We start from the raw sequence: 25,083 nt of genomic DNA on the forward strand, positions 1-25,083 counted from the left end.
GTCAGCGTGAACAGCTTTCCCGCGGCAGCGGAGCGCGACGGCGTCACCGAGCGCGGCCGACCCGGGACGCTTGCCGCGGCGCCGGCGGCGAGGCAGGGGGATGAAATGAGCTCAAGCGACATACAGCGTCCGGCCTTGTTTGGCGGGCTTGCGTCCTCGATCCTGCTCGCGGCGTACTTCGTCATCCTCACGCTCGTTTCGGGCTGGGCGTTCGCGTTGGAGCAGTTCTCGGGCTTCTGGTACTTCATCGTGCCGCTGACGCTCGGGTTCGGCATCCAGGTCGGGCTCTTCGTGCGGCTGCGCGATCTCGTCGGCGCGGCGAGGAGATCCGGCGTTATGGTTGCGACATCCGGCACCACCTCCACGGCCGCGATGATTTCGTGCTGTGCGCACTATCTCGCCAATGCTGCCCCGGTGCTCGGCGCGACCGGGCTGGTCGCGTTCGCTGCGCAATTCCAGACGGAACTCTTCTGGGTCGGCCTGCTGTTCAACGCAGCGGGAGTCGTGTTTGTCGGCACGAAACTGATGAAAGCCACCAGGGAGCATGCACAATGTACAAGCTGATCAGTCGTGCGGCCGCCTTGCTCGCGGGCATCGTGTTGTCGGCCGGCGCGTTCGCCGCGGCGGAGCTGCCGGCACAAAGCACCGAACAGGCAGGTGTCACGGTCAAGGTCGTCCCCCGCAACATCACGGGAGCGGTCTGGGAGTTCGAAGTGGTCTTGGATACCCATGTCCGGGCGCTCACCGACGATCTGTTGCAGGGCGCGGCGCTGGTCGCCGCAAACGGCGCCGCGGTGCGCCCGACGGGCTGGCAGGGTGACCCGCCGGGTGGCCATCACCGGAAGGGGGTCTTGCAGTTCAAGGCGCTCGATCCGCGGCCGGCGATCCTGGAACTTCGCATCGTCCGCCCCGACGAGCAGGCGCCGCGCGCTTTCAGGTGGCCCCTGAATTGACCTGCGCGTGCATCGCGCCGACTGACCGGCCGTCGTCGAGGAGCGAAGACGTGGGCGGAGCGATCGCGGCTGTCTCGCGCCCCGCGTGACGCTTTCCCGTTGCACCCGCGCCGTGACGTCGCGGGCGTCGTTCGACGGCCGCGTCTGCTTGCTGCTCGAGTGACAAGAGTGTAGGCTTGCGCCCGCAAAGATGCACATAATATGAATCTTAAAGGAAGTCCTCCCCGATGGCCTCGAAACGCACGATCGAACTCGTCCAGGCAACCGTCCCGGCCTTGCAGGCGCACGGCCTCGCGCTGACGACGCATTTCTACGCCCGGCTTTTCACGCACGAGCCCGAACTCAGGAACATCTTCAACATGGGCAATCAGGCCGGCGGGCAGCAGCAACAGGCGCTCGCACAGGCGGTGCTCGCCTATGCGCAGCACATCGAGAACCCGGCGGCGCTCGCGCCGGTCGCGTCGCGCATCGCGCACAAGCATGCGAGCATCGGCATCCGCGCCAGGCACTATCCGATCGTCGGCCGCCACCTGCTCGCGTCGATCCGCGAAGTGCTCGGCGCCGCGGCGACCGAAGAGATCATCGCCGCGTGGGCCGAAGCCTACGGCGAGCTCGCCGACGTGCTGATCGCCGCCGAGGCCGAGCTCTACCGCGCGGCGGCCGCGGCCCCCGGTGGCTGGGACGGCTGGCGCGAATTCGTTGTCGAGCGCAAGGAAAGCGAGAGCGAGCTGATCACCTCCTTCTACCTGCGCCCGGCCGACGGCGGCGCGCTGCCGCCCTTCGTGCCGGGGCAGTTCGTCAGCCTCGTGCTGTACATCCCCGAGCTCGGCCACGAGCAGATCCGCCAGTACAGCCTGTCCGAAGCGCCCAACACCGGCTATTTCCGCATCTCCGTCAAACGGGAAGGCCAGGATCCGCAGGGCATCGTCTCGAATCGCCTGCATGACGCGGTCAATGTCGGCGACCGCGTCCGCCTGTCGCCGCCCTACGGCGACTTCTACCTCGACGAGGAGCGGACCACCCCTGTCGTGCTCGTCAGCGGCGGCGTCGGCCTGACGCCGATGATCAGCATGCTGAACGCGCTCGCGCAGACCACGCGGCGCGCGATCTTCGTCCACGGCGCGCGCAACGGGCGCGTGCATGCGCTCAAGGGACACGTCGAGCAACTCGCGGCCGAACATGCGCATGTCGAGCATGTCGTGTTCTATGACGCTCCGGACGCGACAGACGTCCCCGGGCGCGACTACCACTTCGAGGGCATCGTCGATCTCGAACGCGTGCGCGGCAGGGTCGAACTCGCCGATGCCGACTACTACCTGTGCGGTCCGCTGCCCTTCATGTTGAAACAGCGTGACACGCTGTTCTCGTGGGGCGTGCCGGCCGGCCGTGTCCATTACGAAGTCTTCGGGCCGGACCAGATCGTGACCGCGCCCAAAGGGCTGGTAGACTCTGTGGCACTCGCAGCTTGATGGAGACCGCAGCATCGTGAACCTGCACGACCTCGAACGGCAACTGAACTTCCTGCAGGAGATCGACCGCCTCAAGAGCGTCGTGCGCCTGTCGCCGCTGATCGACCGTTCGCGGCGCGAGAACAGTGCCGAGCATTCGTGGCATCTCGCGTTGTACGCGCTGGTGCTGGCCGAGCATGCCGCCGGCACGGTCGATGTGGTGCGCGTCGTCAAGATGCTGCTGATCCACGACATCGTCGAGATCGACGCGGGCGATGTGCCTTTCCACGTCCCATCGACCCATGACGGGCAGGCCGAACGCGAACGGCTCGCTGCCGAGCGCATCTTCGGCTTGCTGCCGGAGGTGCAGGCGGTCGAGTTTCGCGACCTGTGGTTCGAGTTCGAGGCGGCCGAGAGCGACGACGCGAAATTCGCCAAGGCGCTCGACCGCTTCCAACCGATGCTGCACAACGCCGCCACCGACGGTGGCACCTGGGTCGAATGCGAGGTCACCCTCGAGCAGATCGAGGCGCGTTGCCGGCCACCGATACAGGGCGGGGCGCCGGCGCTGTGGGAGGCTGCGGCCGGGATGGCCGCGGGCCACTTTCGCAAGCAGTCTCAGGCGGATTGACGCGACCTCGGCTGCGCGGCAGGGAAGCGGCGGGCCGTCGTCGCTTCCTCTCCTTGCATCAGGCCGATCGTGCCAATCGCCGGGGCCGACTGCGGCAATCAGCGCTCAGACAATGGTGGTCGGGTTCTCGATGATTTGTTGATAGACCAAGGCCTTGACGACCATCCGGTCGCTCGGCGGGAGATCCCGGAATTCGAGCCCGCAGCGGACGGCGGTGCCCCCGTCCGGCGAATCGGGCTCCGCGTGTATGGAGACGACTTCCGCGTCCACGCTCATGTGCGTGTCGACGTCGTGCAGGCGCGCATCGAATTCGAGGCGCACGATCTCGCCGTGCGCGCCGGGGCTCCGGGCCGCAGCAAGGAGGACTCCGGTCGAGCTGATGTTCTCGATCACCGCGTCGAGGGGGGGCTCGTCATGCGTGGAGCATTTCGTCGCCAGGCAGGTGCGCACCCGCGTCGATTTGCGGATGACGGTCCCATGCACCACTTCGGGAAAGGAAAGGTGCAGGTAGTCGAACGGCAGGCGGCAGGTGCGCAGCACCGACGCGCGGAAGGCGAAAGCACTTTGTCGCGAGAAGGCACGGACGACGACGACATCGTTGTCGACGAGATTCACCCTTTGCCCGCCGAATACGGGAGCCGTGACGATCAGGCTGGTGTTGTCGAGATAGCCGAGCACGCGCACGAAGACCTTGCCGATGCCCAACGGTGCCGGACATTCGAGCTGCAGCCGGTCCCCGACCTGGAGGTGCATGTCGCGGAAGGCGAAGGTCTTGCGTTGACCAGGCGGGGAAGTCTGGGCGGGCGCAATCGTGGAGGTCTGCGCAGCGGCCGCGGAGTCGGCGTCCGGAGCGGCATCGATGCCGGCGGTCACCGGGTTCTGAACGGGTGAATTCAGCGCCATGACGATTCATTCGGGGTTCGAACGCGGAACTCTAGCACGAGTCGTGGCGAGGATGAGGCTTCGCGCACGCGCGAGCGTGTCGCTGTTGACATCAGCATGGCGAAAGGCGGTAGCTCCATGAAAAAAACCCGGAACGGGCAAACCGTTCCGGGCTCGGCATACCGGGGCCCGTGGTGCCGACCCGGCCGGGGCGGCATCCGCAGTCTCAGTAGTCCATGTCGGGCATCGCCGGCACGGCCGGTTTGTCGTCCTTGGGCGCCTCGGCGACGGTGGCGTCGGTGGTCAGGATCAGGCCGGCGACCGACGCGGCGTTCTGCAGCGCGGTGCGCGTCACCTTGGTCGGATCGATGACGCCGATCCCGACCAGGTCGCCGTACTCGCCCGTCGCGGCGTTGTAGCCGAAGTTGCCCGTGCCTTCCTCGACCTTGGCGATGACCACCGAGGGCTCGTCGCCGGCGTTCGCGGCGATCGCGCGCAGCGGCTCCTCGAGCGCGCGTAGCACGATCTTGATGCCGGCTTCCTGGTCGTGGTTGTCGCCCTTCACCGCCTTGATCGCGGCGCGGGCGCGCAGTAGCGCGACGCCGCCGCCCGGGACGATGCCTTCCTCGACCGCCGCGCGGGTCGCGTGCAGCGTGTCGTCGACGCGGTCCTTCTTCTCCTTCATCTCGACTTCGGTCGCGGCGCCGACCTTGATCACCGCGACGCCGCCGGCGAGCTTCGCGACGCGCTCCTGCAGCTTCTCGCGGTCGTAGTCGGAGGTGGTTTCCTCGATCTGGCGCTGGATCGCTGCGACGCGTGCCTTGATCCGCTCCTCGTCGCCGGCGCCGTCGATGATCGTGGTGTTCTCCTTGTGCACCTCTACGCGCTTGGCGCGGCCGAGTTCGGCGAGTGTCGCCTTGTCGAGCTGCATGCCGGTTTCCTCGGCGATCACGGTCGCCCCTGCGAGGATCGCGATGTCCTCGAGCATGGCCTTGCGGCGGTCGCCGAAGCCGGGCGCCTTGACGGCGGCCACCTTGAGCACACCGCGCATGCTGTTGACGACCAGGGTCGCGAGCGCCTCGCCGTCGACGTCCTCCGCGACGATCAGCAGCGGCTTGCCGGCCTTGGCGACTTCCTCCAGCACCGGCAGCAGGTCGCGGATGTTGGAGATCTTCTTGTCGTGCAGCAGGATCAGCGGATCCTCGAGGACGGCCGTCTGCTTGTCGGGATTGTTGATGAAGTAGGGGCTGATGTAGCCGCGGTCGAACTGCATGCCCTCGACCACGTCGAGCTCGTTGTGCAGGCTCTTGCCGTCCTCGATAGTGATCACACCTTCCTTGCCGACGCGGTCCATCGCCTGGGCAATGATGTCGCCGATGTCGTGGTCGGAGTTCGCGGAGATCGCGCCCACCTGGGCGATCTCCTTGCTCGTCGTGCAGGGCCTGGAGATGTTCTTCAGCTCATCGACGACCGCCTGCACGGCCTTGTCGATGCCGCGCTTGAGGTCCATCGGGTTCATGCCGGCGGCGACGTACTTCATCCCTTCCTGCACGATCGCCTGTGCGAGCACCGTCGCGGTGGTGGTGCCGTCACCGGCGACGTCGGCGGTCTTGGACGCCACCTGCTTGACCATCTGCGCGCCCATGTTCTCCAGCTTGTCCTTGAGCTCGATTTCCTTCGCCACCGACACGCCGTCCTTGGTGATCAGTGGGGCGCCGAAGCTGCGGTCGAGGACGACGTTGCGGCCCTTCGGTCCGAGGGTGACCTTCACGGCATTGGCGAGGGTGTTCACGCCCTTGACGATGCGTTCGCGGGCAGTGTCGTGGAACTGGACGATCTTGGCTGCCATAGGTTCTTGTCTCCTGAAAACGATTTGCGATGGGGTCAGGCGGCTTTCTTCAGCGTGCCGGCGTCGCGCTCGACGACGCCCATGACGTCATCCTCGCGCATGACCAGCAGCTCCTCGCCTTCGACCTTGATCGCCTGACCGGCGTACTTGCCGAACAGCACGAGGTCGCCGACCTTCACTTCCATGGGGATGAGTTCGCCCTTTTCGTCGCGGCGGCCTGGGCCCACGGCGACGACCTCGCCCTGTTCGGGCTTCTCGGCCGCGGTGTCGGGGATCACGATTCCGGATGCGGTCGTGCGTTGCGCCTCGACTCGCTTGACGATGATCCGGTCGCGTAGGGGACGAATTTGCATCTCATTCTCTCCTTTACGAGTTCACCAATAAAGCAAGGGAATGGACCGCATCGCCTTGGGCCACGGGCACAGGGCAGCGAAGCCCCGGCGAGCAGTCCGGCCGGCTGTGGCGCCGACGAAAACCGATCTGGGGACGGCCCGCCGGGATTTCAAGAGGGGAAAATCGTCAGCGCAGGATGATGCGGTTGACCCGCCCGAGGCGATAGACGTGCGGGGCGTTGCGTGTGGTCGCCGGCGCTCGCGGTGCGACGGGGCAGGGCGGTTCGCGGCCGCCATCGGGGCCTAGCGTGTCGTCCTCGGCGATCTCGCGCCACAGGCCGCCGCGCACCGGGCGGAACATCCAGCGCAGATAACCCTTCGCGGCGGCGAAGTGCATCATCTCGGTCCGGTCCGGCGCTTCGACGAGCAGATGCGAGTCGTCGCTGGGTGCGAGCGGGTTCTCGCCGAAGGCCTGACGGCATTCGAGGGCTTCCTGCTCGGGTGCGCCGAGCTGGCTGCAGCCACGGCGTGCGCGCCGTTCCAAGTCCCATGCGCCGAGTTGCCACGCCGCGTCGAGCATCGCCCGATCGAGTTCCTCGATGCCGCGCCATTGGGCGTTGAGTTGCAGCGCCGAACCGGGGACGGGCCGCCGCCGTGCGAAGGGATTGTCCGGCGCCGCGCGCTCGTCGGGCCGGAAGCCGTGCCAGTGCAGCATCAGCAGCAGCGGCGTGTCGGGGCGGGGCAGGGCCGTAAGGGTGACGGCGTACAACGGCAGTCGCACTGCGTCGATCTGCGCGGCGATACTGGGCAGGATTTCCATTGCGATCCTCCATGCAAGCAGGACGCCTGAAAAATTAGCAGAAAACCGCGCCGCCGTGCATTCACTCGGGCAGGTCGGAGGCCGTGTCGGTTTTCCCCGGCGGACGGTCGCGCTCGTACTGCCGCCGCAGGCGCGCGAGCCCGGCGCGGAAGGCTTCGCCGTCGCCGTAATCGAAGAAGTGGGGATAGCGCTCGTGGGCCCGGTGGATGCGGCGCGCGTGCTTGATCGGGCACCAGTACTGCTCGGTACGGGCGGCGACTTCGCGCGTGTAGGCGGCGACGCCGTTGCCGTAGGAGCAGTAGAAGCAGTTGAACTTCTCGATCAGGTTCAGGTAGGGAAGTTCGCTGCGGTCGAACACCATGTATTCGGAGCGGCGCACCTTCGGGATGCGATAGACCGGGAAGCAGATCGCCTGAAAGACGGTCACGAAGAGATCCATCAGCAGGAAGGGGATCCAGCCGAGGTAGATCACCGGCGAGGTCAGCGCAACCAGGAGGCGCGTGCGGCGCAGGTAGCGGAACAGGCCGATCTTGTAGCGCCGCTGCTGGCGCAGGAAGTTGTCCGCCAGTTCGAGGCGCTTGCGCTCGAGTTCCTCGCGGCGTTCGCGGTACTCCGCTTCCAGATCCTCTTGCAGCGACTGGATTCGCGCCAGCAATTCGTCGAGCTGCTTCATCGTGGACTCCGGTCCGTTTCGGCCTCGGGAACACCGCGCGCCGCAGCTCCTGCGCCGGATCAGGTTCCTAGTATCGCCCGAGTCGCGCCCGCATGGCGTCCATTTCCTCCAAGAGATCGGCAACCAGGGCGGCGAGTTCCGGCACGGCGTCGAAATCGCGCTCGAGCTGGCGCATGCGCCGCGCGCGTGCCAGGCCGGCGGCCGAGAAGCGCCACACGCCGGACACGCTCTCCGCGTGAGGGAAGAGCCCTTCCTCGATGTGGCGCCGCAGCCATTCGGCCTCGACCGCGCAAGCGGCCGCCACCTGTTCCAGCGTCAACCAGCTGTCTTCCAGCAGGCTACCGATGAGGATGTCGTCGTCACGCATGCTCAACTCCTCGTGGCGCGGCGCGGATCGAATGCGAGTTCGCGCGCCATGGTTTCATAGATCTGTCTCGCCCTGGGGTTGTCGGCCGGCGGAAGCACGACCTGCAGATCGAGCAGCAGGTCGCCGGGCGGGGTGCCGGGGATGCCCTTGCAGCGCACGCGCAGTTGCTGGCCGCTCTGGGCGCCCTCGGGGATGCGGACCTTGAGCGCGCTGCCGGGCAGTTTGGTCTGGATCACCGCACCCAGCGCGGCCTCCCACGGGGCGAGCGGCAGCTTCATATGCACGTCGCGGCCGTCGGCGCGCAGGTATGGGTGGGGCCGGAAGCGCACTTCGAGCAGCAGATCGCCGGCAGGGCCTCCGGCGAGGGCCGGGGTGCCCTGTCCGGCGAGCCGGATGATCTGCCCTTCGCGCACGCCGGCGGGAATCTTCACGTTGAGCGTGCGCGTCGCGTAATGCACTCGGCCAGGCTCACCGGACTGCGGCAGGCGCAGGCTGAGCTGCCGGGTCGCGCCGGTGTAGGCGTCTTCGATGTCGAGCAATACCTGCGCGTGGTGGTCCTCGCCGCGTGCAGGGCGCGCGCCGCCGTGGCGGCCGAAGCCACCCATGCCGCCCATGCCGCCGAAGAGCTGGCTGAAGAAGTCGCTGAACTCCTCCGCCTCGCGGGGCGAGAAGCCGTGCGTGGTGAAGCTGAAGTCGCCGCTCCAGCCCGGCGGAGGCCGGAAGTCGTCGCCCGCATGATAGGCGCCGCCGAGGCGGTCGTAGGCGGCACGCTTCTCGGGGTCCGAGAGCACGGTGTAGGCTTCATTGACCTCCTTCATGCGCGCTTCGGCCTGGGGTTCTTTCGACACGTCGGGGTGGTATTTGCGTGCGAGGCGACGAAAGGCCTTTTTGATCTCATCGGGTGTGGCATGCCGGTCCACCCCGAGAATCCCGTAGTAGTCCTGGTATTTCATGTGTCGTTCCGATAACTGGACGCATCCTGGTCCCGCGTATACAAAATGGGTGGCGTTGTGGCGGCAATCAAGCCCCCTGCGTGCCGATCCGGGCGTGATTGACGCAAGTCGGGAAGATTGACCCGGTCGGGCTGCAGCCCCGATACTCGCGGCCTTCGAGTCGCGACCAGGGGGGGCGTGTGAAGGTGGTCACAAGAACGGGCAGCGGGATTGCCCTGACAGTTGCGACGGTGTTCGGAAACGCGCCGGCGGTTGCCGACGACAATCTCTTCTTCAGCGAACTGCCCGTCGTGGCGAGCGTGAGTCGACTGCCGCAGCGGCAGGTGGACGCGCCGACCGCGGTGACGGTGATCGACCGCGAGACGATCAAGGCCGCCGGGGTGCGCGCGCTCAATGACGTGTTCCGCCTGGTTCCCGGCTTCCAGACCTTTCCGCACAACACCGATCCGGCACGGGTGACCTACCACGGCATCACCGACGAAGATTTCTCGCCGCGCGTGCAGGTGCTGGTCGACGGCCGTTCCCTGCATTCGCCGCTGTTCCGCAGCGGGGTGAACTGGGCGCTGATGCCGGTCGCCCTCGAGGACATCGAACGCATCGAGGTCGTGCGTGGATCGAACACCACGTCATATGGCACCAACGCGTTCCTGGGCGTGATCAATATCGTCACGGTCGATCCTGCGCTGGTGCGCGGCGTCTCGGTGGCGGCGAACCACGGCAGCCAGGGGGTGCGCGACTACACCCTGCGCGCAGGGGCGCAGCTGGGCGAGGACGGCGATTTCCGCCTAACCTACCAGCAGCTCGACGACAACGGCTTGGAAAACCAGTACGACTGGATCGACAGCTTCCGCTCCCGTCTGCTGGATCTGCGCGCGTCCTGGCGCCTGGGCGTGCGCGACGGACTGGAGCTCAATGCCGGCAGGATCGAAGGGGTGCTGACGAAGGGGCGCCTGGACAAGGATTTCGTGAACGCGCAGGGCGAACTGTACCGCAGCGACCCGGGCAACCCGATCCGGGACTTCGATCAATCGAGCAGTTGGCTGCAGTTGCGCTGGCTGCGGACGCTGTCGGAGAACTCGGATTTCTCGCTGCGCTACGCGTATTCGGTCGATGAGGCGAGGGACGACTACGTCGACCCCGAGCTTCCCGCGGGGTTTGCGCATGTCGATGAGACGGGCGACCGCGGGAGTCGCAACGAAATCGAGGCGGTGCATACCTTCGCGCCCTTCGCGAAGACGCGCCTGGTGTGGGGCGGAAGCTGGCGCGAGGATACGCTGCGATCCAAGACGATGCTGTACGGCGAGGGCAAGGTCGTGCGCGAGGTGAGCCGCGCGTTCGCGAATGCCGAATGGACCCCGCTCGCGTGGTTTACCGGTAATGCTGGCGTGTCGACGGAGTACGACTCGCTGGCCGGGAACAACATGTCCTCGCGTGCCAGCGGCAGTTTTCACATCACATCGCAGAACACCTTCCGCATCGGTTATGCACGCGGCTGGCGCACGGCGAGCATCCTCGACTACCGCGCAAACTACCGCAGCGCGGCCGACGAGGCGGAGCTGACGGGCAACCGCCGGCTTCCGGCGGAGCGTCTCGACAGCTGGGAGGTGGGCTACCTTGGGGACTGGAAGGACTGGAACATGAGCCTGGACGTGCGCCGTTTCCAGGAGCACATCCGTGACCGGCTGTTCCAGATCGACCCGAACCGCCGCGATGATCTCGGTGATTCGATGTTCCCGATCCAGGATATCCGCATCGACGGGGTCGAATACCAGTGGAAGTGGCAGCCGCTGGCGCGCACGCGCCTTGCGGTTGCGCAGAGCTTCGTGAGTATCGGCAGCGACTACACGCAGGAGGTGCAGGCGCAGCCGTTCGGCACGCTCACGAGCCGCGATCGGCGCAGGCGGATCGACGCGCTGGCGCGGGATTCGGCACCGCGGAGGGCGTCGTCGCTGTTGTGGATCCAGAAGCTGCCGTATGGACTGGAAGGTTCGGTCGCGCGCTACTGGGTCGATCCGATGAAATGGACGCGCAACACCGAGGCGCGTGGCTACGTCCGCACCGACGCGCGCCTGGCTTACCCCTTCCGCGCCGGCACGCAGGGCGGCGAGATCGCCTGGACGGTGCAGTCGCTCAATGGCGACCACGGCGAGTTCAAGGCCGACGGCGATCGGGCCGACCGTGTCGTCGGCCGGCGCCACTGGGTGTCGCTGCGCCTCGACTTCTGAGCCAGACAGCGCGCCGGGGCTCGCCGCCGGTTCAGCGGTTCCCGCGCGTCTGCCGGTGCATGCGCATCAGCGTGCTCTTGCCGAAGAGGCTCTCGACGAGGTCGACCGCCAGCTCGGCGGTCATGTTGCGGTGGTCGAGCGCGGGGTTGAGTTCGACGATGTCGAGCGAGGCGAGCTGGTCGGTGTCGGCGATCATCTCCATGCACAACTCGGCTTCGCGGTAGGTCGGGCCGCCCCGCACGGTGGTGCCGACGCCCGGCGCGATGGTCGGGTCGAGGAAATCGACATCGAGGCTGACGTGCAGGTGTGTGTTCTCGTCCACGCCGGCGAGCGCCTGTTCCATCACCGCGCGCATGCCGACTTCGTCGATGTAGCGCATGTCGAACACTTCGACGCCGAGCTCGCACAGGAAACGCTTCTCGCCCTCATCGACGCTGCGGATGCCAATCTGACGGATTTCCGACGGGAGCATCGCGGGGATATTCCCACCGATGCGCGTCAGCACGTCCGGACCGTGACCGCACAGGCACGCGACGGGCATGCCGTGGATGTTGCCCGAAGGCGTCATCGTCGCGGTGTTGAGGTCGGCATGCGCGTCGAACCACAGCACGAGCAGCTTCTTGCCGACCGTGCGGCAGTGGCGCGCGACGGCGCTGATCGAGCCGATCGCGAGGCAGTGGTCGCCGCCGAGCATCACGGGCAGCCGGCCCGCACACAGTTCTGCGTACACGGCGTCGTGCAGGATCTCGTTCCACTGCGCGACCTCATGCAGGTGACGGAATCCGTCGACTGCGGGGAGGTTGGGGTTGGCGGGGCCGGCGAGATCGCCGCAGTCGCGCACGTCGGCACCGAAGGCCGCAATTGCCGCACGGATGTCGGCCACCCGCAGGGCTTCGGGACCCATGCTGGCGCCGCGCGTGCCGGCGCCTACGTCGGTGGGTGCGCCGATCAGGCTAACGTTGAGATTCGTCATGGTCTTGGTCTGCCCCGGGGCACGCGTCGTACGCTGCGGTTTAAGGATTGGGTTCGACCGGGCCCGGCGAGGAGTGGTTCGCCGGGCCCGGTCGTAGCGTCGCGGCCCTGGTCGATGCCGATTTGCAGGGACGAACTTTGAAGGATGCGGGCGTCAAACAGAATCAATAATTTTGTAGCGAATCGCCATCAATATGACGAAATGTCAGAGTTGATTGTCGATTCGATAAAATCGGGCATTTCTGCACTGCCAGCGAGGCCCGCGGCTCGGGTATAAAGGCGCCTCGGCCGTATGGCGTCGAGATGAATTGTATGGGAGCAGGTGAATGAAGCGCGCGCAGGCCAATGGCCTCCTGCTGGTGGCAGCACTGATCTGGGGGACGGCCTTCGTCGCCCAGCAGGCGGGCATGCGCGACGTAGGCCCGTTCACCTTCACCGGCGTGCGTTTCCTTTTCGGCGCGGTGGTGATCCTGCCGTTGGTCGCACGCGAGCTGCGCCGGCTCGGGCGGCGCGGCGTGTGGCTGGATGGTCGCGATTTCGCCGGCGGGTTGCTGCTGGGCGTGGTGCTGTTTCTCGGCGCGGCCTTCCAGCAGATCGGCATCGCCGGCACGACCGTGAGCAACGCCGGTTTTCTCACCGCCCTGTATGTGCCGCTGGTGCCGGTTGCCAGCGCGCTGCTGTTGCGCGAGCGGCTGCACTGGTCGGTGTGGCCGGCGAGTGTCGGTTGTCTCGGCGGCACTTTCCTGCTCGGCGGCGGCAGTCTTTCTGCACTGTCGACGGGCGATCTGTGGGTGATCGCGAGCGCGCTGTTTTGGGCCGCGCACGTGATGATGGTCGGTCGGGTCGCCGCGCGGCACGGGGCGCCGATCACGATCGCGTGCCTGCAGTTCGTGATGTGCGGCGTGCTGGGCATGGCGAGCGGATTTTACGCCGAGGTCGTCAGCCTCGACGCGCTGGAGCGCGTGCTGCCGTCGATCGCCTACGCGGGCATCCTCTCGGTCGGCCTGGGCTTCACGCTGCAGGTGGTCGCGCAGCGCCACACGCTTGCAGCGGATGCGGCGATCCTGCTGAGCTGCGAGACCTTGTTCGCAGCACTTGCTGCGCGCATCTTCATCGGCGAGGTGCTCACGCCGATGCAATTGCTGGGTGGCGGGCTGATCTTCGCGTGCGTGATGGCGATCCAATTGCTGCCGCTCGTCCGGGCGCGCAGCGAGGCGGTGCAGCCGGCCTGATCCCGGGACGGCTCACGCCGCGTTCTCGAACAGCTCCGGCGGGATGTCCTCGGGGCACAGCTGGCCGGCCTCGTCGCCCATCAGGGCGAGCATGAGGCGGAGCTGGTTGCGCAGTTCGCGCAGGTTGCCGGGCCAGCGGTGGCGATGCAGCAGCGCGAGTGCGTCCGGGCAGACGTAGATCTGCCGCCCGCCGGCGGCTTCGCGCACGAAGTGGCGCACGAGCGCGTCGAAATCCTGGCGTTCGCGCAGGGGCGGCAGGCTGATGATCCGGCCGTCCGCAGCCTCGAAGGTGCGCAAGTCGAGCCGGCCCTCGCGGCGCAGCTCGACGAGCGGCCGCCTTGCGGCGCCGATCACGCGTGCGCGGCTGCCGTCGTGGGCGTCGAAGAGCCGAGCCTGCAGAGTTGTCGGCAGGGCGTCGATTTCCACGAGGAACAGGATGCCGTTGGCCGCCTGCGTCCAGGCGCGATCGAGTTCGGCTTCCGCCGCCTCGCCTTGCGGCAGGGTCGTGCAGTCGATGCCGAGCAGCGGCGCGTCGGCGGTCGGCCGGTGGTCTTCATGGAAAGCGCGCACGAGATGCGCCTTGCCGGTTCCCATCTCCCCTTCGATCAGCAGTGGCGTCCTTTCCGTCGCGCAGTTGCGCAGCGTATCGACGATGCGCGCCATGCGTTCGTCGCCGTGAGCGATCGCACCCAGACGTGAGTCGTCGCGGCGGGCGGTTCCGGCGCGGGTGTCCATGTCGGCGCGGCGTTGCGAACGCAGGTTGGCGCGCGCGATGAATGTGCGTCCCTTCAGGTCGTAGAGCGGGAAGGGCGTGTCGGGCGCCTGCGCCGCCAACGCGACGAGGCTGCCCCAAGGCGTCGCGAAGCAGGCTTCGCAGGTCGTCGCGGGATGCCGCGCGTCCAGTCCGAGCATGCTGCGTCCCTTGCGATTGCTCGCGACGAGCCGGCCGCCTTCGTCGAATACGACGAGGGCGTGCAGGGGATCCGAGAGCGCATCGCGGCGTGTGTGGAAGTGCAGCGTGAGGAAACCGTCGTCCAGCGTTTCGAGCAGGCGATGCTCGATCAGCTCCGCCGTGGTGCGCAGCAGTGCTTCGGCATGGGTCAGGTTCTCGCGTGCGTCCGACGACACGTCGAGGATGCCGAGCATGCCACCGGTTGGGGCGAGGATGGGGGTGGCGACGCAGGTCAGGATGCGGTTGCGCGCGAGGTAATGCTGGTTGCCCTGAACGGTGACGACCGTGCCGGTGTGCAGCGCCGTGCCGATCGCGTTGGTGCCCATCACGGCCTCGCTCCAGTCGACGCCGGGCCGCAGCGCAACCCGGCTGGCGCGGTCGAGAAAGTCGGTGTGGCCCAGCGCGCTGAGGATCATGCCCTGGCGATCGGCCAGCAGCACCGTGGAGGACGGGCTGCCGATCTGGCGGTACAGGCCTTCGATCATCGGGCGGGAGAAGGCGAGCAGGCGGTTGTTCGCCGCGATGCGGTCCGTGAGCTCTCCCGGCGCCAGCGCCGTGTCATTGAGCGGTTCGTCCGGCCGCAGCCCGTGCTCGCGGCTGCGCTGCCACGATGCGATGAGCGATTCCGGCCGGGAGGTCGGGGGTGAAGCTTCCATCATGCGGTGCGATGAAGCATGAATCATTCCCCCTGATGTGGAACCCCTGCACCACGCGCGGCTATGCGGAGGCGAGGGCGTCGTCGAGTGGGCGCATCTGTCACGCATTGGGACAGGTGTTGTCTTGTTGAGCAGCGGAGGACAGGGGCAGGTACGCACGTGAAGCGTCGCCAGAAATTCCGGTATTGATGCGCAAGTGTCTGTGCACAAAATGAAATCCGCTTTGGCCGTGAATATTCGACAGGACTGGCACGGCCCCTGCGGAAGGGATAGCGACGCGAGACAGCGTTCTGACCAACCAACACTTCTGGAGACGAGTTCAATGATCTACGAGATGCCCGGCAAGGCAGGCGCCAAGGTCCAGTTCAAGACGCGCTACGACAACTTCATCGGCGGCAAGTGGGTGGCCCCGGTGCGCGGACAGTACATGGACAACATCACCCCGATCACCGGCCGCAAGTTCTGCGAAGTGGCGCGTTCGAGCGCCGAGGACATCGAGCTTGCGCTGGACGCCGCGCATGCCGCCGCCGACAAGTGGGGCCGCACTTCCGTCGCCGAGCGCGCCCGCGTCCTGACGCGCATTGCGGACCGTATCGAGGAGAACCTCGAACTCGTTGCCTACGCCGAGACGGTCGACAATGGCAAGCCGATCCGCGAGACGATGGCCGCCGACATCCCGCTCGCGATCGATCACTTCCGCTACTTCGCCGGTTGCATCCGTGCGCAGGAAGGTTCGCTCGCCGAGCTCGACGACAACACCGTCGCCTACCACTTCCACGAGCCGCTGGGTGTGGTCGGCCAGATCATCCCGTGGAACTTCCCGATCCTGATGGCGGCGTGGAAGCTCGCGCCGGCGCTGGCCGCGGGCAACTGCGTGGTGCTGAAGCCTGCCGAATCGACCCCGGTCGGCATCCTCGTGCTGATGGAGCTGATCGCCGACTTGCTGCCCGAAGGCGTGCTCAACATCGTCAATGGCCTCGGCCGCGAAGCCGGCGTGCCGCTCGCGACCAGCAGCCGCATCGCCAAGATCGCCTTCACCGGCTCGACCACGACCGGTCGCCTGATCATGCAGGCGGCGTCGCAGAACATCATCCCGGTGACGCTGGAGCTCGGCGGCAAGTCGCCGAACGTGTTCTTCGAGGATGTCGCCGCGGCCGATGATGAGTTCTTTGACAAGGCGATCGAAGGCTTCGTGCTGTTCGCGCTGAACCAGGGCGAAGTGTGCACCTGCCCGTCGCGTGCGCTGATCCACGAGTCGATCTACGACCGCTTCATGGACCGTGCGCTCGCCCGCGTGAAGGCCATCAAGCAGGGTAACCCGCTCGACACCGAGACGATGATCGGCGCACAGGCCTCGACCGAGCAGATGCAGAAGATCATGTCCTACATCGACCTCGGCAAGCAGGAAGGCGCGCAGCTCCTGACCGGCGGCGAGGCGGCACGCTTCGATGGCGACATCGCGGAAGGCTTCTACATCAAGCCGACCGTGTTCAAGGGCCACAACAAGATGCGCATCTTCCAGGAGGAAATCTTCGGGCCGGTGCTGTCGGTGACGACCTTCAAGGACGAGGCGGAAGCCCTGTCGATCGCGAACGACACGCTGTACGGCCTGGGTGCTGGCGTGTGGTCGCGCGATGGCAGCCGTGCCTACCGCATGGGCCGCGGCATCAAGGCCGGCCGCGTATGGACCAACTGCTACCACCTGTACCCCGCCCACGCCGCTTTTGGCGGCTACAAGCAGTCGGGCATCGGCCGCGAGACGCACAAGATGATGCTCGATCACTACCAGCAGACCAAGAACCTGCTGGTGAGCTACAGCCCCAACGCGCTCGGCTTCTTCTAAGCGCGTTGCCAGGTACTCGCGCTCGGGTTCTAACGGGCGCGAGGCCGGTCGGGCGCATCCAAACGCCCGTTTTGCTCATGTTGTTCTTCTCTCCCTCTCTTCCGTAAACAGCGGTCGAGATTCACGGGCGGCCCAGGCCGCCCGTTTTTTTTTGCCGCGTCGCGGCGTGCAAGGAGTCAGTCATGGTCCAGCGTGTCATCGCCACCGAAAGTGCCGAAGAACTCATCGCGCGTCTCATCGTGAAGCACGGCCCGGTGATGTTCCACCAGTCGGGCGGCTGCTGCGACGGCAGCGCGCCGATGTGTTATCTGCGCGCGGAGTTCCTGACCGGCCCCTCGGACGTCCTGCTCGGGGAAATCGGCGGCAGCCCCTTCTACATCAGCCGCGCGCAGTATGAGTACTGGAAGCACACCCAGTTGATCATCGACGTCGTCGACGGCCATGGCGGGATGTTCTCGCTGGAGGGCACAGAGGGCCTCGCCTTTTTTACGAGGTCACGGCTGTTCACCGACGAAGAACTGCGCGAGCTGCATCGCTGATGCCGGCTGATGTGTTCCAATATGGAGCAACTGTCACGCATTGGAGCGTCTTGCCGCGCGACAATCTTCACAGGCCGGGCAGGTCAATCTTTATGGTCGCCGTGTACCCGCGGGGTGCTCGGCACGATGCAATGCTCCTTGAGCTTTCGATAAAACGTCGAGCGTGACATTCCCAGACGTCTGCATGCCGCCGTTGCCTTCCAGCCGCACTGGGTCAGCGCGTTGATCATCGCAGTTCGTTCGGCGTCCTTGCAGTCCTCGGACTCTGCATGATGGAACGGCCTGCGTCGCGCCGGGGGGTCTGCCGACAGCGCTTGTCCGAACGCTTCCGGCAGATGCCGGGGTTCCACAAGATTCGTGGTGCAGACCGCGATCGCGTAGCGCAGCACGTTCCGCAATTCGCGCACGTTGCCCGGCCAGCGATATCGCAGCAGGCGCAGTTCCGTATCCGGCGACAGCGCGAGCCTGCGGTTCGCGCTTGTGGCTTCTTCGGCAAAGACGGTACGGATAACCTCGGGAACGTCTGAGCGCTCGCGCAGCGCGGGTATCCTGAAGGTTGCGGCATTGAGTCGATAGAACAGGTCTTCGCGGAAAAGCTTGTCCCGAACCATCGCCGGAAGGTCACGGTGCGTCGCGCAAATGACCGACACGTCGACGCGTTCGGGCGCCGAAGCGCCGAGAGCGACGATTTCCCCTTCGGCTAGCACCCGTAGCAGGCGCGTCTGCAGCGCCAGCGGCATGTCGCCGATCTCGTCGAGAAATAGGGTTCCGCCATTTGCCTGGGCGATCTTTCCTGCATTGCCCTTGACCCGCGCACCGGTAAATGCGCCTTCCTTGTAACCAAACAGTTCGCTCTCGATCAGTGCATCCGGGATGGCCGCACAGTTGATGGCGATGAAAGGCTTGTCGCGGCGGACACTGTAGTCGTGAATGGCCCTTGCGAACCGCTCCTTGCCTGCGCCCGTCTCGCCCAGCAGGAGAATCGGAATCCTGTTGTTCGCCAGCAGCTTGATGCGAGAGATGCTTTCGAGGAGTTTTTGGTCTGCGACAGCCAAGCCGCCGAAATCCGGTGCGACGGTTCCATTGCTCGACGGCACTTCGGCAGGGGTATGCGTCCCCTTTGACTGGGAGACGCGAACGGCTTTGCGAGGTGCGCGGATCTGGGCATGGACGCTGCTGACACCGAGCACGCAGGGAATGGTGATGGGCACGCCGGGGTTCGTGTGGGCGAAGTTCAGCAGCCTCTCGGCCGTGACGTCGAGCAGGCCCTCTATCCGCAAGTCGCCGTATGGGGTCGGCAACTGGTGCTTGAGTTGACGGCTCATGCAGAGCACCCGCCCCTCTTCGTCGAAGGCGAGCAGGATTGAATCGTCGGGCGTCCAATTTTCCGGATGCACGGACAGACGAATCACCCAGTTCGATGCGTTTTCCTCGAAGAAAATCGCCTGTTCGATCCGTGAGGCGGTCAGTAGGGAGAGGTTGTAGGCGACGGCCTGGCAACTGCGGTTGGTGTTCGCCGAAATGGCTGTAGTGTTCAGTACGCCCAGAATCTCCTCGCATGGCCCGAACAGCGGCACTGCGCTGCAACTGATCCCGTGATTGCGGACGAGGAAATGTTCGGTTTCGTGAACCAGGAGCGGTGCGCAATCAACGAGGGCGGTACCGATGCCGCACGTTCCCTGGTCCTGTTCAGACCAACAGGCACCGACGCGCAAGCCGTGCGTCTCGAACTCTCGCTCGTAGCGCGGGGCGGCTCGTCTGTCGATCGTGGCTCCGGTCCGGTCGGTCAGCAGCGTGCAATACCCCAATCCGCCAATTTGCTGGTGCAGCCAGCTCAAGCCGGGCGTCGCGATGCGGAGAAAGCGCTCCTCGCGTTCCTTAAGCTCGGCCAGGCTTCCCGCCGTCAGGACTCGTTCTTGTGCCACTCCGGCCGGGTCGAGGCAGTATTCCTGCTCAGACCTTTGTTGCGAACGCGCAATACGTTGCCGCGTCGGAATTGCCATACCCAGAGGTATCGACTTTCCGCCCGCGAGCGAATCAAGGAGAGCCTGCCGGCTCCCGAACTGATTCATCTCCATCTCCTCCTCCTGACACTATTTTGTGTCTTGATGCGCTTCTCTCCGCCGCTAAGGAACAAGGCCCCCACGGCATGGCAAGTCCGTTCGATGATTATAGAGTGGTTTGGTAATCCTCTTCCAAACTCCCGAAGTACACGCGGCTTGTGCTTCCGATCGTTTAGATGACCCCCGCACGTACCGCGATCAAGACCAGTTCCGCGGCGTTCGATACATTCAGTTTCTGCTTGATGTGGTAGAGGTGTGTGCCCACAGTGCTCGAACTCAGACTGTGGCGTCTGGCGATTTCTCGCACGGAGGAGCCCCCAGCCAGTTCGAGAAATACGGCGAATTCGCGGTTGGTCAGGGCGTCGGCGGGATCTTCCGATCCGTCGTACTTGGACAGGGCAATCCGTGGCGCGAGTTCCTGATCGATATAGCGTTGTCCGCGGGCCACGACGGCGACCGCACGTCCGAGTTCCTGCGGATCTGCGCGTTTGGACAGATAACCGGTGGCGCCGGCCTTCAGCGCACGTGTGGGAATCTGAATGTCGTCGTGTGCTGACAGCATTAGCGTGCGGGCGTTCGGGAAATGCGAAAGCAAGCGCTCGAGTGCGCCTAGCCCGCCTATGCCGGGCATCCTGACATCCATGATGAGCACATCGGGGCGATGCTCGGAGTAGGCGACAAACGCCGCTTCCCCGCTCTCCGCCTCGGCGACGATTGTTGCGCCAAATCCTTCGAGCAGCATGCGAAAACCGGTTCGTACCAGCGGGTGATCGTCGGCGAGGGCGAGTCGAAGATGCTCAAGTGTAGAGCGCATCGCGAGTTTTCCTCCGAATGGTGGTGTAGGAGATTCCGCCGTCCGGGCCGTGCGATGTCACGCGCATGGCTCCGCCAGATCTCTGATGGACGTTCCGTCGATCCGGCTCGAAAAAAGCGATCGTGACGGCTGAGTCACGATCGCAAGGAGAGGAGTCGAAGCGACTCCGTGGAGAGGGAGTGGGAGAGCGGGAGTTAGCCGTGCTGCATGTACACGACCTGCGTCTCCGTGTATTCGAGAAGTCCGTGCTTGCCGTCCGCTCCGCCGATGCCGGAATGCCGCCGGCCGGCGTGGAAGCCCTGCATCGCCTCGAAATGCTCGCGATTGACGTAGGTTTCGCCGAACCGTAGTGAATTGCACGCCTGCATGGCCTTGTTCAGGTCGCGCGTGAAAATCGACGAAGTCAGGCCGTAGTCCGAGTCGTTGGCAAAGGCGATGGCTTCCTCGAGGTTATCGACGACCTGGATTGGCAGCACTGGCCCGAAAATCTCGTTGCGCATGATTTCCATATCGTGACGGCAGTTGACAATGACGGTGGGCAGGTAGTGGTAGCCTTGCTCGGTGGGGGCCACATTCCCGCCGAGGATCGTTTCCGCCCCTTCTTCGCGAGCTCTTTGCACCATGGCCGCAACCTTCTCCAGGCCCTGACGGTTGACCAGCGGCCCCATGTCAATCGAGGTGTCCGCGATCGGATCGCCGTAGCGCACCGCGGCCATGCGGGAAGTGACCTTGTCGATGAATTCGTTCGCCACCGCGCGCTCGACGTAGACGCGCTCTGCGCAGTTGCATACCTGGCCGGTGTTGATGACACGGGAGTCGCAGATCGCCTTGGCGGCGAGATCGATGTCGGCGCCGCCCAGAACGATCGCAGGGGCCTTGCCGCCGAGTTCGAGATTGACGCGGGTGAGGTTCCGCGATGCGGCGGTCATGATGCGCTTGCCGGTTTCGACGCTGCCGGTGAAGCTCACGAGGCCCACTTGCGGGTTGTCGGTGAGTTTTGCTCCCACACTCGCGCCGCGCCCGCCCACGAGGTTGAAGACGCCGGCCGGCAAATCGGTTTCGTTCACCAGGCGCGCGAATTCGAAGGCATTGATCGGCGTTTCTTCGCTTGGTTTGATCACGATGGTGTTGCCCGTGAGCAGGGCGGGAGCCATCTTGCGTGCTATCAGGAAGAACGGGAAGTTCCAGGGCAAGATGCCGACGGTGACGCCAATCGGGCGGCGCATGAGAAAGATGCTCTCGCCCGGACGATCGCTGGGGATGATTTCGCCCTCGATCCGGCGTGCCCACTCGGCCATGTAGTCGATGTAGTCGGCGGTGAAGTCCACCTCGACGCGCGCCAGGCCGAGCACCTTGCCCTGTTCGCGGGTGATGGTCTCGGCTAGGCATTCCTTTTCGGAGCGCAGTTTGGCAGCGATCGCGCGCAGATGCTTCGCACGCTCGATGGCAGGCAGCTTCTCCCATGCAGGCTGGGCGTGGCGCGCGGCTGCCACCGCGTCATCGACCTGATCGGGCGATGCTTCCGGAACGCAGGCGAGAAGTTCGTCTGTCGCGGGGTTGCGGACCTCGATGAGCTCCTGGGAACCGTTCTCGACGAAGCGTCCGTCGATGTAATTCTGGTAGATCTTGGTCATAATCCTTCTCCTTGCAGGGTGGGGGTCAGGTAGTCCGAGCGAGGCGTTTTCCGGCGAATTCGGAGGCGAAACCGAACGCGACGCCGGCGATCCAGGTCAGCACGATGAAGGCGATGCTGACATCGACCTTTCCGCCTGATCCGAAAAACGATGCGGCGCCGAGGAAGGCCGCGGGCGTGTAGGCCAGCGGGGCGATGTCGGCCATTGCGACCAGCACGAAGGCCAGAATACCGACGAGGATCACGAGGGCAGTGATGTCACCGCCCAAGGTACCCACGAAGAACAGCGTGATTGCCGTGAGTCCGATGCCCGCCAAGCCGGCGGCGACCGACTTGAGGGCGCCTTCCGTGCCACCGCCGGCGGCGAAGAACGCGGCCCAGGCAACGAAGCCTATCCAAGGGTTGAAGTGGAAGTCCGGATTGCCGACGCTGAGGTATACCCATACGGCGACCAGCGCCGCGATGCTCGATGCGAGTGCGTGCAAAAGCTTCATGTATTTCTCCCGAAGCGGGGTAAGGGGGCTCATCCGGCGCGACCGGCGGACGGGCGCGCCGGGCGCTTACCAGACGTACGCGTACTTGAGGTTCACGCTGTTGTTGAACGAGTGGTTCTCGCCTTCGATGCTCTTCGAATAGCGCAGCGTGATCGACTGGTTGTCGAAGGTGTGGAACATCAGACCCACACCTGCATCGAGCGCGTGCGAGCTGTCGACCGTGCTGCTCTTCCTGCTGCGCTCGTAGTCCACCGCGACGAAGGGTTCGAGCAGCCCATTGACGCGATAGCCGAGACGATGATTGGTGTGGAAGGTGGTGCCGGGGCGCGAGCCATCCTTCTTCTCGTTCTGGAAGACGAACCCCGCGTCGGCCGTCCACCCCAGCTTGTCGGTGAGGCGCACGTCCCACAGCAGGCTGGAAAGGTTCTTCCAGTTGCTGTCACTCACGCTGTCGTTGCCCACGGGAATCTGGACAAAGGACTGGAAGCCCAGCGTCGACGAGGGAGTCGGTTTGTACCAGATCGCGAAGCCCGTCAGCGGGTCGCCGATACCGCTCACCTGGCTGGAGGTGCTGCGATCCTTGACGCCGATCTCGGGGACGATCACCTCGTAGGCGAGGCCGATCGAGGGGTTTGATTCGGGGGTCCAGAAGCGTACGTACTTCGACAGGCCGACCGTGGTGTTTGCGCCGGAGCCCTTGACGCGATCGCCGTCGTCGTCGAACGCCTTGTTGTTGCGCTGGACGTAAGCGTACTGGACGAACACGTTGAACGGCTTGAAGCCGACCGGCAGTTCGTATTCATGCGGGCCGATGACGTCGAAGGTCGTCTGGGCCTGTGCAGGAGCGATGGGGCCGCACAATGCGGCCATGGCGGCAAGGATGGCGAGTGAGGTTTTCTTCGGTGCGGCGAGCGTGAATTGAGACATGTCGTTTCCTTGTTTCGAATCTTCGGGACAAATAGGCCCCCGCGCGGTGCCATGTGGCACCGCGTCGAGAAAAGCCGATTACGGTGAGGGCTACTGTTCGAGCTTGAAGACCATCAGCACGCCCCCTTGCGGGACGACGGTCTTGTGCGGAAGCACTGCGTCGAATGCGCCCTGCATGCGTTGGGCATCCACGCCCCAACCGGACTGGACGGCAACGAATTGTTCGCCATCGATCTCGAAGGTCGATGGCACGCCCGTCACGCCCGAGTTGGTGGGGAATTCCCACAGGAGCTTGCCGTTCGTCGCGTCGAATGCGCGGAACTTGCGGTCATTGGTGCCCCCGCCGAAGACGAGGTTGCCGCCGGTGGTGAGCAGTGGCCCCCAGTTCATTTCGGGGTACGTGTGTGTCCACACCTTCTTGCCGGTCTTTATGTCCCAAGCCTGCACTTCGCCGACGTGCTTGCGCGCCTTATCGTCCATGCGGACGTTTGTCAGAATGTTGTCGATCGAAACCCCGATATAGAGCTCGCCGGCGTTGTACTTTGCCGGCTCGCCCGTCAGTTCCGAGCACAGGTTATTGTTGGCCGGGATGTAGAGAAGGCCGGTGCCGGGGTTGTACGCCTCGGGCGGCCAGTCCTTGCCGCCCCACAGCGACGGGCAGAAATTGACGGTTTTTCCGGTGCCCGGGGTGCGCGCGGGATCGTAGGTCGGGCGGCCGGTCTTTGGGTCGATGCTCTTGAAGACGTTCTGGGTCACGTACGGCCAGGCATCGACAAAATTGATCTTGCTGTTGGTGCGCTCGAGTAGCCAGAGGTAGCCGTTGCGGCCGGCGTGCACCAGGGACTTGATCTTCTTGCCGTTACGCTCCACGTCGATCAGCAATGGCGCGGAAACCTCGTCCCAGTCCCAACCGTCATTCCAGTGATACTGGTGGTAGCCCTTGAGCTTACCGGTATCGACGTCGAGTGCGATCGTCGAATTCGCGTAAAGATTGTCGCCAGCGCGGGTGTCGGGCATCCATGGCCCGGCATTCCCCACGCCCCAGTAGGCGAGGTTCGTATCGGGATCGTAGCTGCCGGTAATCCACACCGAGCCGCCGCCGCGCTTGTACGTGTCGGCCGGCCAAGTGTCACCGCCGGGTTCGCCGGGACCCGCGACGGTATGGGTGCGCCATGCCTCTTTCCCGGTTTCCGCGTCGAACGCGGCGACGAAGCCCCGGATGCCGTATTCGCCGCCCGAGGAGCCGACCATGATCTTGCCCTTGGCGGCCAGGGGCGCGAGAGTCATGTAATAGCCCTTCTTCCAGTCCGCGACCGCGGTCTTCCACAATTCCTTGCCCGTCACCGCATCGAGTGCGACGAGGGTGGCGTCGGTGGTCGCGAGGTAGAGCTTGTTGCCGTAGAGCGCGACGCCGCGATTGGTCGGGTGGAGCTGCTGCAGCTCTTCCGGGATCGTCTTCTTGTACCGCCACAGTTCCTTGCCCGTGGCCGCCTCGAAAGCGATCACCTGGTTGTTCGGCGTCGTGATGTACATGTAGCCGTTGTTCACGATCGGGGGCGACTGGTGGCCTTCAGTCATGCCCGTGGAGTAAGCCCAGGCGAGCTTCAGCTTTGCGACGTTTTGCGTGTTGATCTGCTTGAGCGAACTGTAACCCCAGCTCGCGTAGTTGCCGCGGTAGGAAAGCCAGTTCTGCGGCTCCGGGTTGGCGAGCCGAATGTCAGTGACAGGGGCGTACTGCGGCAGCGCTGCCGTGGCGAGCAGCGGTGTGAGCGCGAGCGCGGCGACCAGCGGTCTGATTTTATTTTTCATGTGACTCCTCCTTAAC

General features: G+C 65.2%; 23 protein-coding genes. 8 read left to right on the forward strand and 15 right to left on the reverse strand.

The window, feature by feature from the left end; all coding sequences use genetic code 11:
• The first annotated feature begins 105 nt into the window (after positions 1–105).
• From ToN1_RS20245 to ToN1_RS20260, 4 genes are all read left to right on the forward strand, one after another.
• Entirely contained in the window at positions 106–564 is a 459-nt protein-coding gene (locus ToN1_RS20245) for a hypothetical protein (RefSeq protein WP_169205195.1), read from the forward strand.
• Positions 552–953, forward strand: a complete 402-nt coding sequence (locus tag ToN1_RS20250) for a hypothetical protein (RefSeq protein ID WP_169205196.1) — start codon at positions 552–554, stop codon at positions 951–953. The genes ToN1_RS20245 and ToN1_RS20250 overlap by 13 nt, the downstream gene beginning before the upstream one ends.
• A gap of 227 nt (positions 954–1,180) precedes the next feature.
• Positions 1,181–2,422 carry an NO-inducible flavohemoprotein gene (hmpA, locus tag ToN1_RS20255; protein WP_169205197.1) on the forward strand — a complete coding sequence of 414 codons (1,242 nt, stop codon included), beginning with the start codon at positions 1,181–1,183 and terminating at the stop codon, positions 2,420–2,422.
• 16 nt (positions 2,423–2,438) lie between these two features.
• Positions 2,439–3,032, forward strand: coding sequence for an HD domain-containing protein (locus ToN1_RS20260; protein ID WP_169205198.1), 594 nt, complete (start codon positions 2,439–2,441; stop codon positions 3,030–3,032).
• Positions 3,033–3,137: 105 nt separating this feature from the next.
• On the opposite strand, the gene ToN1_RS20265 is transcribed toward ToN1_RS20260, so the two are convergent.
• The 7 genes from ToN1_RS20265 to ToN1_RS20295 form a co-directional block, all read right to left on the reverse strand.
• On the reverse strand, positions 3,138–3,935 hold the full coding sequence (locus ToN1_RS20265; protein WP_169205199.1) for a flagellar brake protein: 798 nt from the start codon (positions 3,933–3,935) through the stop codon (positions 3,138–3,140).
• A gap of 205 nt (positions 3,936–4,140) precedes the next feature.
• The gene (gene groL / locus ToN1_RS20270) at positions 4,141–5,763 is read right to left on the reverse strand and encodes a chaperonin GroEL (RefSeq protein ID WP_169205200.1); all 1,623 of its coding nucleotides are present in this window, start codon (positions 5,761–5,763) and stop codon (positions 4,141–4,143) included.
• Between the two features lie 35 nt (positions 5,764–5,798).
• Positions 5,799–6,116, reverse strand: a complete 318-nt coding sequence (locus ToN1_RS20275; RefSeq protein WP_169205201.1) for a co-chaperone GroES — start codon at positions 6,114–6,116, stop codon at positions 5,799–5,801.
• Positions 6,117–6,282: 166 nt separating this feature from the next.
• On the reverse strand, positions 6,283–6,915 hold the full coding sequence (locus ToN1_RS20280; protein ID WP_169205202.1) for a diguanylate cyclase: 633 nt from the start codon (positions 6,913–6,915) through the stop codon (positions 6,283–6,285).
• Positions 6,916–6,976: 61 nt separating this feature from the next.
• Positions 6,977–7,588, reverse strand: coding sequence for a hypothetical protein (locus ToN1_RS20285; protein ID WP_169205203.1), 612 nt, complete (start codon positions 7,586–7,588; stop codon positions 6,977–6,979).
• Between the two features lie 67 nt (positions 7,589–7,655).
• A complete protein-coding gene (locus tag ToN1_RS20290; RefSeq protein WP_169205204.1) occupies positions 7,656–7,955 on the reverse strand; it encodes a chaperone modulator CbpM in 300 nt (99 codons plus the stop codon).
• Positions 7,956–7,957: 2 nt separating this feature from the next.
• The gene (locus tag ToN1_RS20295) at positions 7,958–8,908 is read right to left on the reverse strand and encodes a DnaJ C-terminal domain-containing protein (RefSeq protein WP_169205205.1); all 951 of its coding nucleotides are present in this window, start codon (positions 8,906–8,908) and stop codon (positions 7,958–7,960) included.
• Between the two features lie 185 nt (positions 8,909–9,093).
• Here ToN1_RS20295 and ToN1_RS20300 point away from each other — a divergent pair, with 185 nt between their 5' ends.
• Positions 9,094–11,133 carry a TonB-dependent receptor plug domain-containing protein gene (locus ToN1_RS20300; RefSeq protein ID WP_244860839.1) on the forward strand — a complete coding sequence of 680 codons (2,040 nt, stop codon included), beginning with the start codon at positions 9,094–9,096 and terminating at the stop codon, positions 11,131–11,133.
• Positions 11,134–11,164: 31 nt separating this feature from the next.
• Here the strand turns inward: ToN1_RS20300 and rocF are convergent, their stop codons facing one another.
• A complete protein-coding gene (gene rocF, locus ToN1_RS20305; RefSeq protein WP_169205207.1) occupies positions 11,165–12,106 on the reverse strand; it encodes an arginase in 942 nt (313 codons plus the stop codon).
• Positions 12,107–12,431: 325 nt separating this feature from the next.
• On the opposite strand from rocF, the gene ToN1_RS20310 reads away from it, so the two are divergent.
• Complete coding sequence (locus ToN1_RS20310; protein WP_169205208.1) at positions 12,432–13,337, forward strand: DMT family transporter; 906 nt, start codon at positions 12,432–12,434, stop codon at positions 13,335–13,337.
• Between the two features lie 12 nt (positions 13,338–13,349).
• On the opposite strand, the gene ToN1_RS20315 is transcribed toward ToN1_RS20310, so the two are convergent.
• Positions 13,350–14,945, reverse strand: coding sequence for a sigma-54-dependent Fis family transcriptional regulator (locus tag ToN1_RS20315; RefSeq protein WP_244860840.1), 1,596 nt, complete (start codon positions 14,943–14,945; stop codon positions 13,350–13,352).
• A 322-nt stretch (positions 14,946–15,267) separates the two neighbouring features.
• Between ToN1_RS20315 and adh the strand changes: the two genes are divergently transcribed.
• Positions 15,268–16,788, forward strand: a complete 1,521-nt coding sequence (adh, locus tag ToN1_RS20320) for an aldehyde dehydrogenase (RefSeq protein ID WP_169205209.1) — start codon at positions 15,268–15,270, stop codon at positions 16,786–16,788.
• 182 nt (positions 16,789–16,970) lie between these two features.
• Positions 16,971–17,327 carry a DUF779 domain-containing protein gene (locus ToN1_RS20325; protein ID WP_169205210.1) on the forward strand — a complete coding sequence of 119 codons (357 nt, stop codon included), beginning with the start codon at positions 16,971–16,973 and terminating at the stop codon, positions 17,325–17,327.
• Positions 17,328–17,410: 83 nt separating this feature from the next.
• Here ToN1_RS20325 and ToN1_RS20330 read toward each other — a convergent pair whose 3' ends face one another.
• The 6 genes from ToN1_RS20330 to ToN1_RS20355 form a co-directional block, all read right to left on the reverse strand.
• The gene (locus ToN1_RS20330) at positions 17,411–19,405 is read right to left on the reverse strand and encodes a sigma-54-dependent Fis family transcriptional regulator (protein ID WP_169205211.1); all 1,995 of its coding nucleotides are present in this window, start codon (positions 19,403–19,405) and stop codon (positions 17,411–17,413) included.
• 157 nt (positions 19,406–19,562) lie between these two features.
• Positions 19,563–20,204 (reverse strand): response regulator, encoded by a 642-nt coding sequence (locus tag ToN1_RS20335; protein ID WP_169205212.1) that lies wholly within the window; start codon positions 20,202–20,204, stop codon positions 19,563–19,565.
• Between the two features lie 194 nt (positions 20,205–20,398).
• Positions 20,399–21,838, reverse strand: coding sequence for an aldehyde dehydrogenase (gene aldA / locus ToN1_RS20340; protein WP_169205213.1), 1,440 nt, complete (start codon positions 21,836–21,838; stop codon positions 20,399–20,401).
• A 25-nt stretch (positions 21,839–21,863) separates the two neighbouring features.
• Positions 21,864–22,331, reverse strand: a complete 468-nt coding sequence (locus ToN1_RS20345; RefSeq protein WP_169205214.1) for a DUF1097 domain-containing protein — start codon at positions 22,329–22,331, stop codon at positions 21,864–21,866.
• Positions 22,332–22,397: 66 nt separating this feature from the next.
• Positions 22,398–23,258, reverse strand: coding sequence for a transporter (locus tag ToN1_RS20350; RefSeq protein WP_169205215.1), 861 nt, complete (start codon positions 23,256–23,258; stop codon positions 22,398–22,400).
• 90 nt (positions 23,259–23,348) lie between these two features.
• Positions 23,349–25,067: a methanol/ethanol family PQQ-dependent dehydrogenase gene (locus ToN1_RS20355; protein ID WP_169205216.1), complete on the reverse strand. Its 1,719-nt coding sequence runs from the start codon at positions 25,065–25,067 to the stop codon at positions 23,349–23,351.
• Between the last annotated feature and the right edge of the window lie 16 nt (positions 25,068–25,083).

This window comes from Aromatoleum petrolei (genome assembly GCF_017894385.1).
In the GTDB taxonomy this organism is placed as follows: Bacteria; Pseudomonadota; Gammaproteobacteria; order Burkholderiales; family Rhodocyclaceae; genus Aromatoleum; species Aromatoleum petrolei.

Excerpts from the sequence above, each read along its gene's own strand:
- ToN1_RS20280 (WP_169205202.1), bottom strand. The coding sequence starts at position 6,915 with ATGGAAATCCTGCCCAGTATCGCCGCGCAGATCGACGCAGTGCGACTG.
- ToN1_RS20325 (WP_169205210.1), top strand. The coding sequence starts at position 16,971 with ATGGTCCAGCGTGTCATCGCCACCGAAAGTGCCGAAGAACTCATCGCG.
- ToN1_RS20250 (WP_169205196.1), top strand. The coding sequence starts at position 552 with ATGTACAAGCTGATCAGTCGTGCGGCCGCCTTGCTCGCGGGCATCGTG.
- ToN1_RS20290 (WP_169205204.1), bottom strand. The coding sequence starts at position 7,955 with ATGCGTGACGACGACATCCTCATCGGTAGCCTGCTGGAAGACAGCTGG.
- ToN1_RS20355 (WP_169205216.1), bottom strand. The coding sequence starts at position 25,067 with ATGAAAAATAAAATCAGACCGCTGGTCGCCGCGCTCGCGCTCACACCG.
- ToN1_RS20295 (WP_169205205.1), bottom strand. The coding sequence starts at position 8,908 with ATGAAATACCAGGACTACTACGGGATTCTCGGGGTGGACCGGCATGCC.
- ToN1_RS20335 (WP_169205212.1), bottom strand. The coding sequence starts at position 20,204 with ATGCGCTCTACACTTGAGCATCTTCGACTCGCCCTCGCCGACGATCAC.
- rocF (WP_169205207.1), bottom strand. The coding sequence starts at position 12,106 with ATGACGAATCTCAACGTTAGCCTGATCGGCGCACCCACCGACGTAGGC.
- ToN1_RS20285 (WP_169205203.1), bottom strand. The coding sequence starts at position 7,588 with ATGAAGCAGCTCGACGAATTGCTGGCGCGAATCCAGTCGCTGCAAGAG.
- ToN1_RS20265 (WP_169205199.1), bottom strand. The coding sequence starts at position 3,935 with ATGGCGCTGAATTCACCCGTTCAGAACCCGGTGACCGCCGGCATCGAT.
- ToN1_RS20330 (WP_169205211.1), bottom strand. The coding sequence starts at position 19,405 with ATGGAGATGAATCAGTTCGGGAGCCGGCAGGCTCTCCTTGATTCGCTC.
- hmpA (WP_169205197.1), top strand. The coding sequence starts at position 1,181 with ATGGCCTCGAAACGCACGATCGAACTCGTCCAGGCAACCGTCCCGGCC.
- aldA (WP_169205213.1), bottom strand. The coding sequence starts at position 21,838 with ATGACCAAGATCTACCAGAATTACATCGACGGACGCTTCGTCGAGAAC.
- ToN1_RS20310 (WP_169205208.1), top strand. The coding sequence starts at position 12,432 with ATGAAGCGCGCGCAGGCCAATGGCCTCCTGCTGGTGGCAGCACTGATC.
- adh (WP_169205209.1), top strand. The coding sequence starts at position 15,268 with ATGATCTACGAGATGCCCGGCAAGGCAGGCGCCAAGGTCCAGTTCAAG.
- ToN1_RS20275 (WP_169205201.1), bottom strand. The coding sequence starts at position 6,116 with ATGCAAATTCGTCCCCTACGCGACCGGATCATCGTCAAGCGAGTCGAG.
- ToN1_RS20315 (WP_244860840.1), bottom strand. The coding sequence starts at position 14,945 with ATGGAAGCTTCACCCCCGACCTCCCGGCCGGAATCGCTCATCGCATCG.
- ToN1_RS20350 (WP_169205215.1), bottom strand. The coding sequence starts at position 23,258 with ATGTCTCAATTCACGCTCGCCGCACCGAAGAAAACCTCACTCGCCATC.
- ToN1_RS20245 (WP_169205195.1), top strand. The coding sequence starts at position 106 with ATGAGCTCAAGCGACATACAGCGTCCGGCCTTGTTTGGCGGGCTTGCG.
- groL (WP_169205200.1), bottom strand. The coding sequence starts at position 5,763 with ATGGCAGCCAAGATCGTCCAGTTCCACGACACTGCCCGCGAACGCATC.
- ToN1_RS20345 (WP_169205214.1), bottom strand. The coding sequence starts at position 22,331 with ATGAAGCTTTTGCACGCACTCGCATCGAGCATCGCGGCGCTGGTCGCC.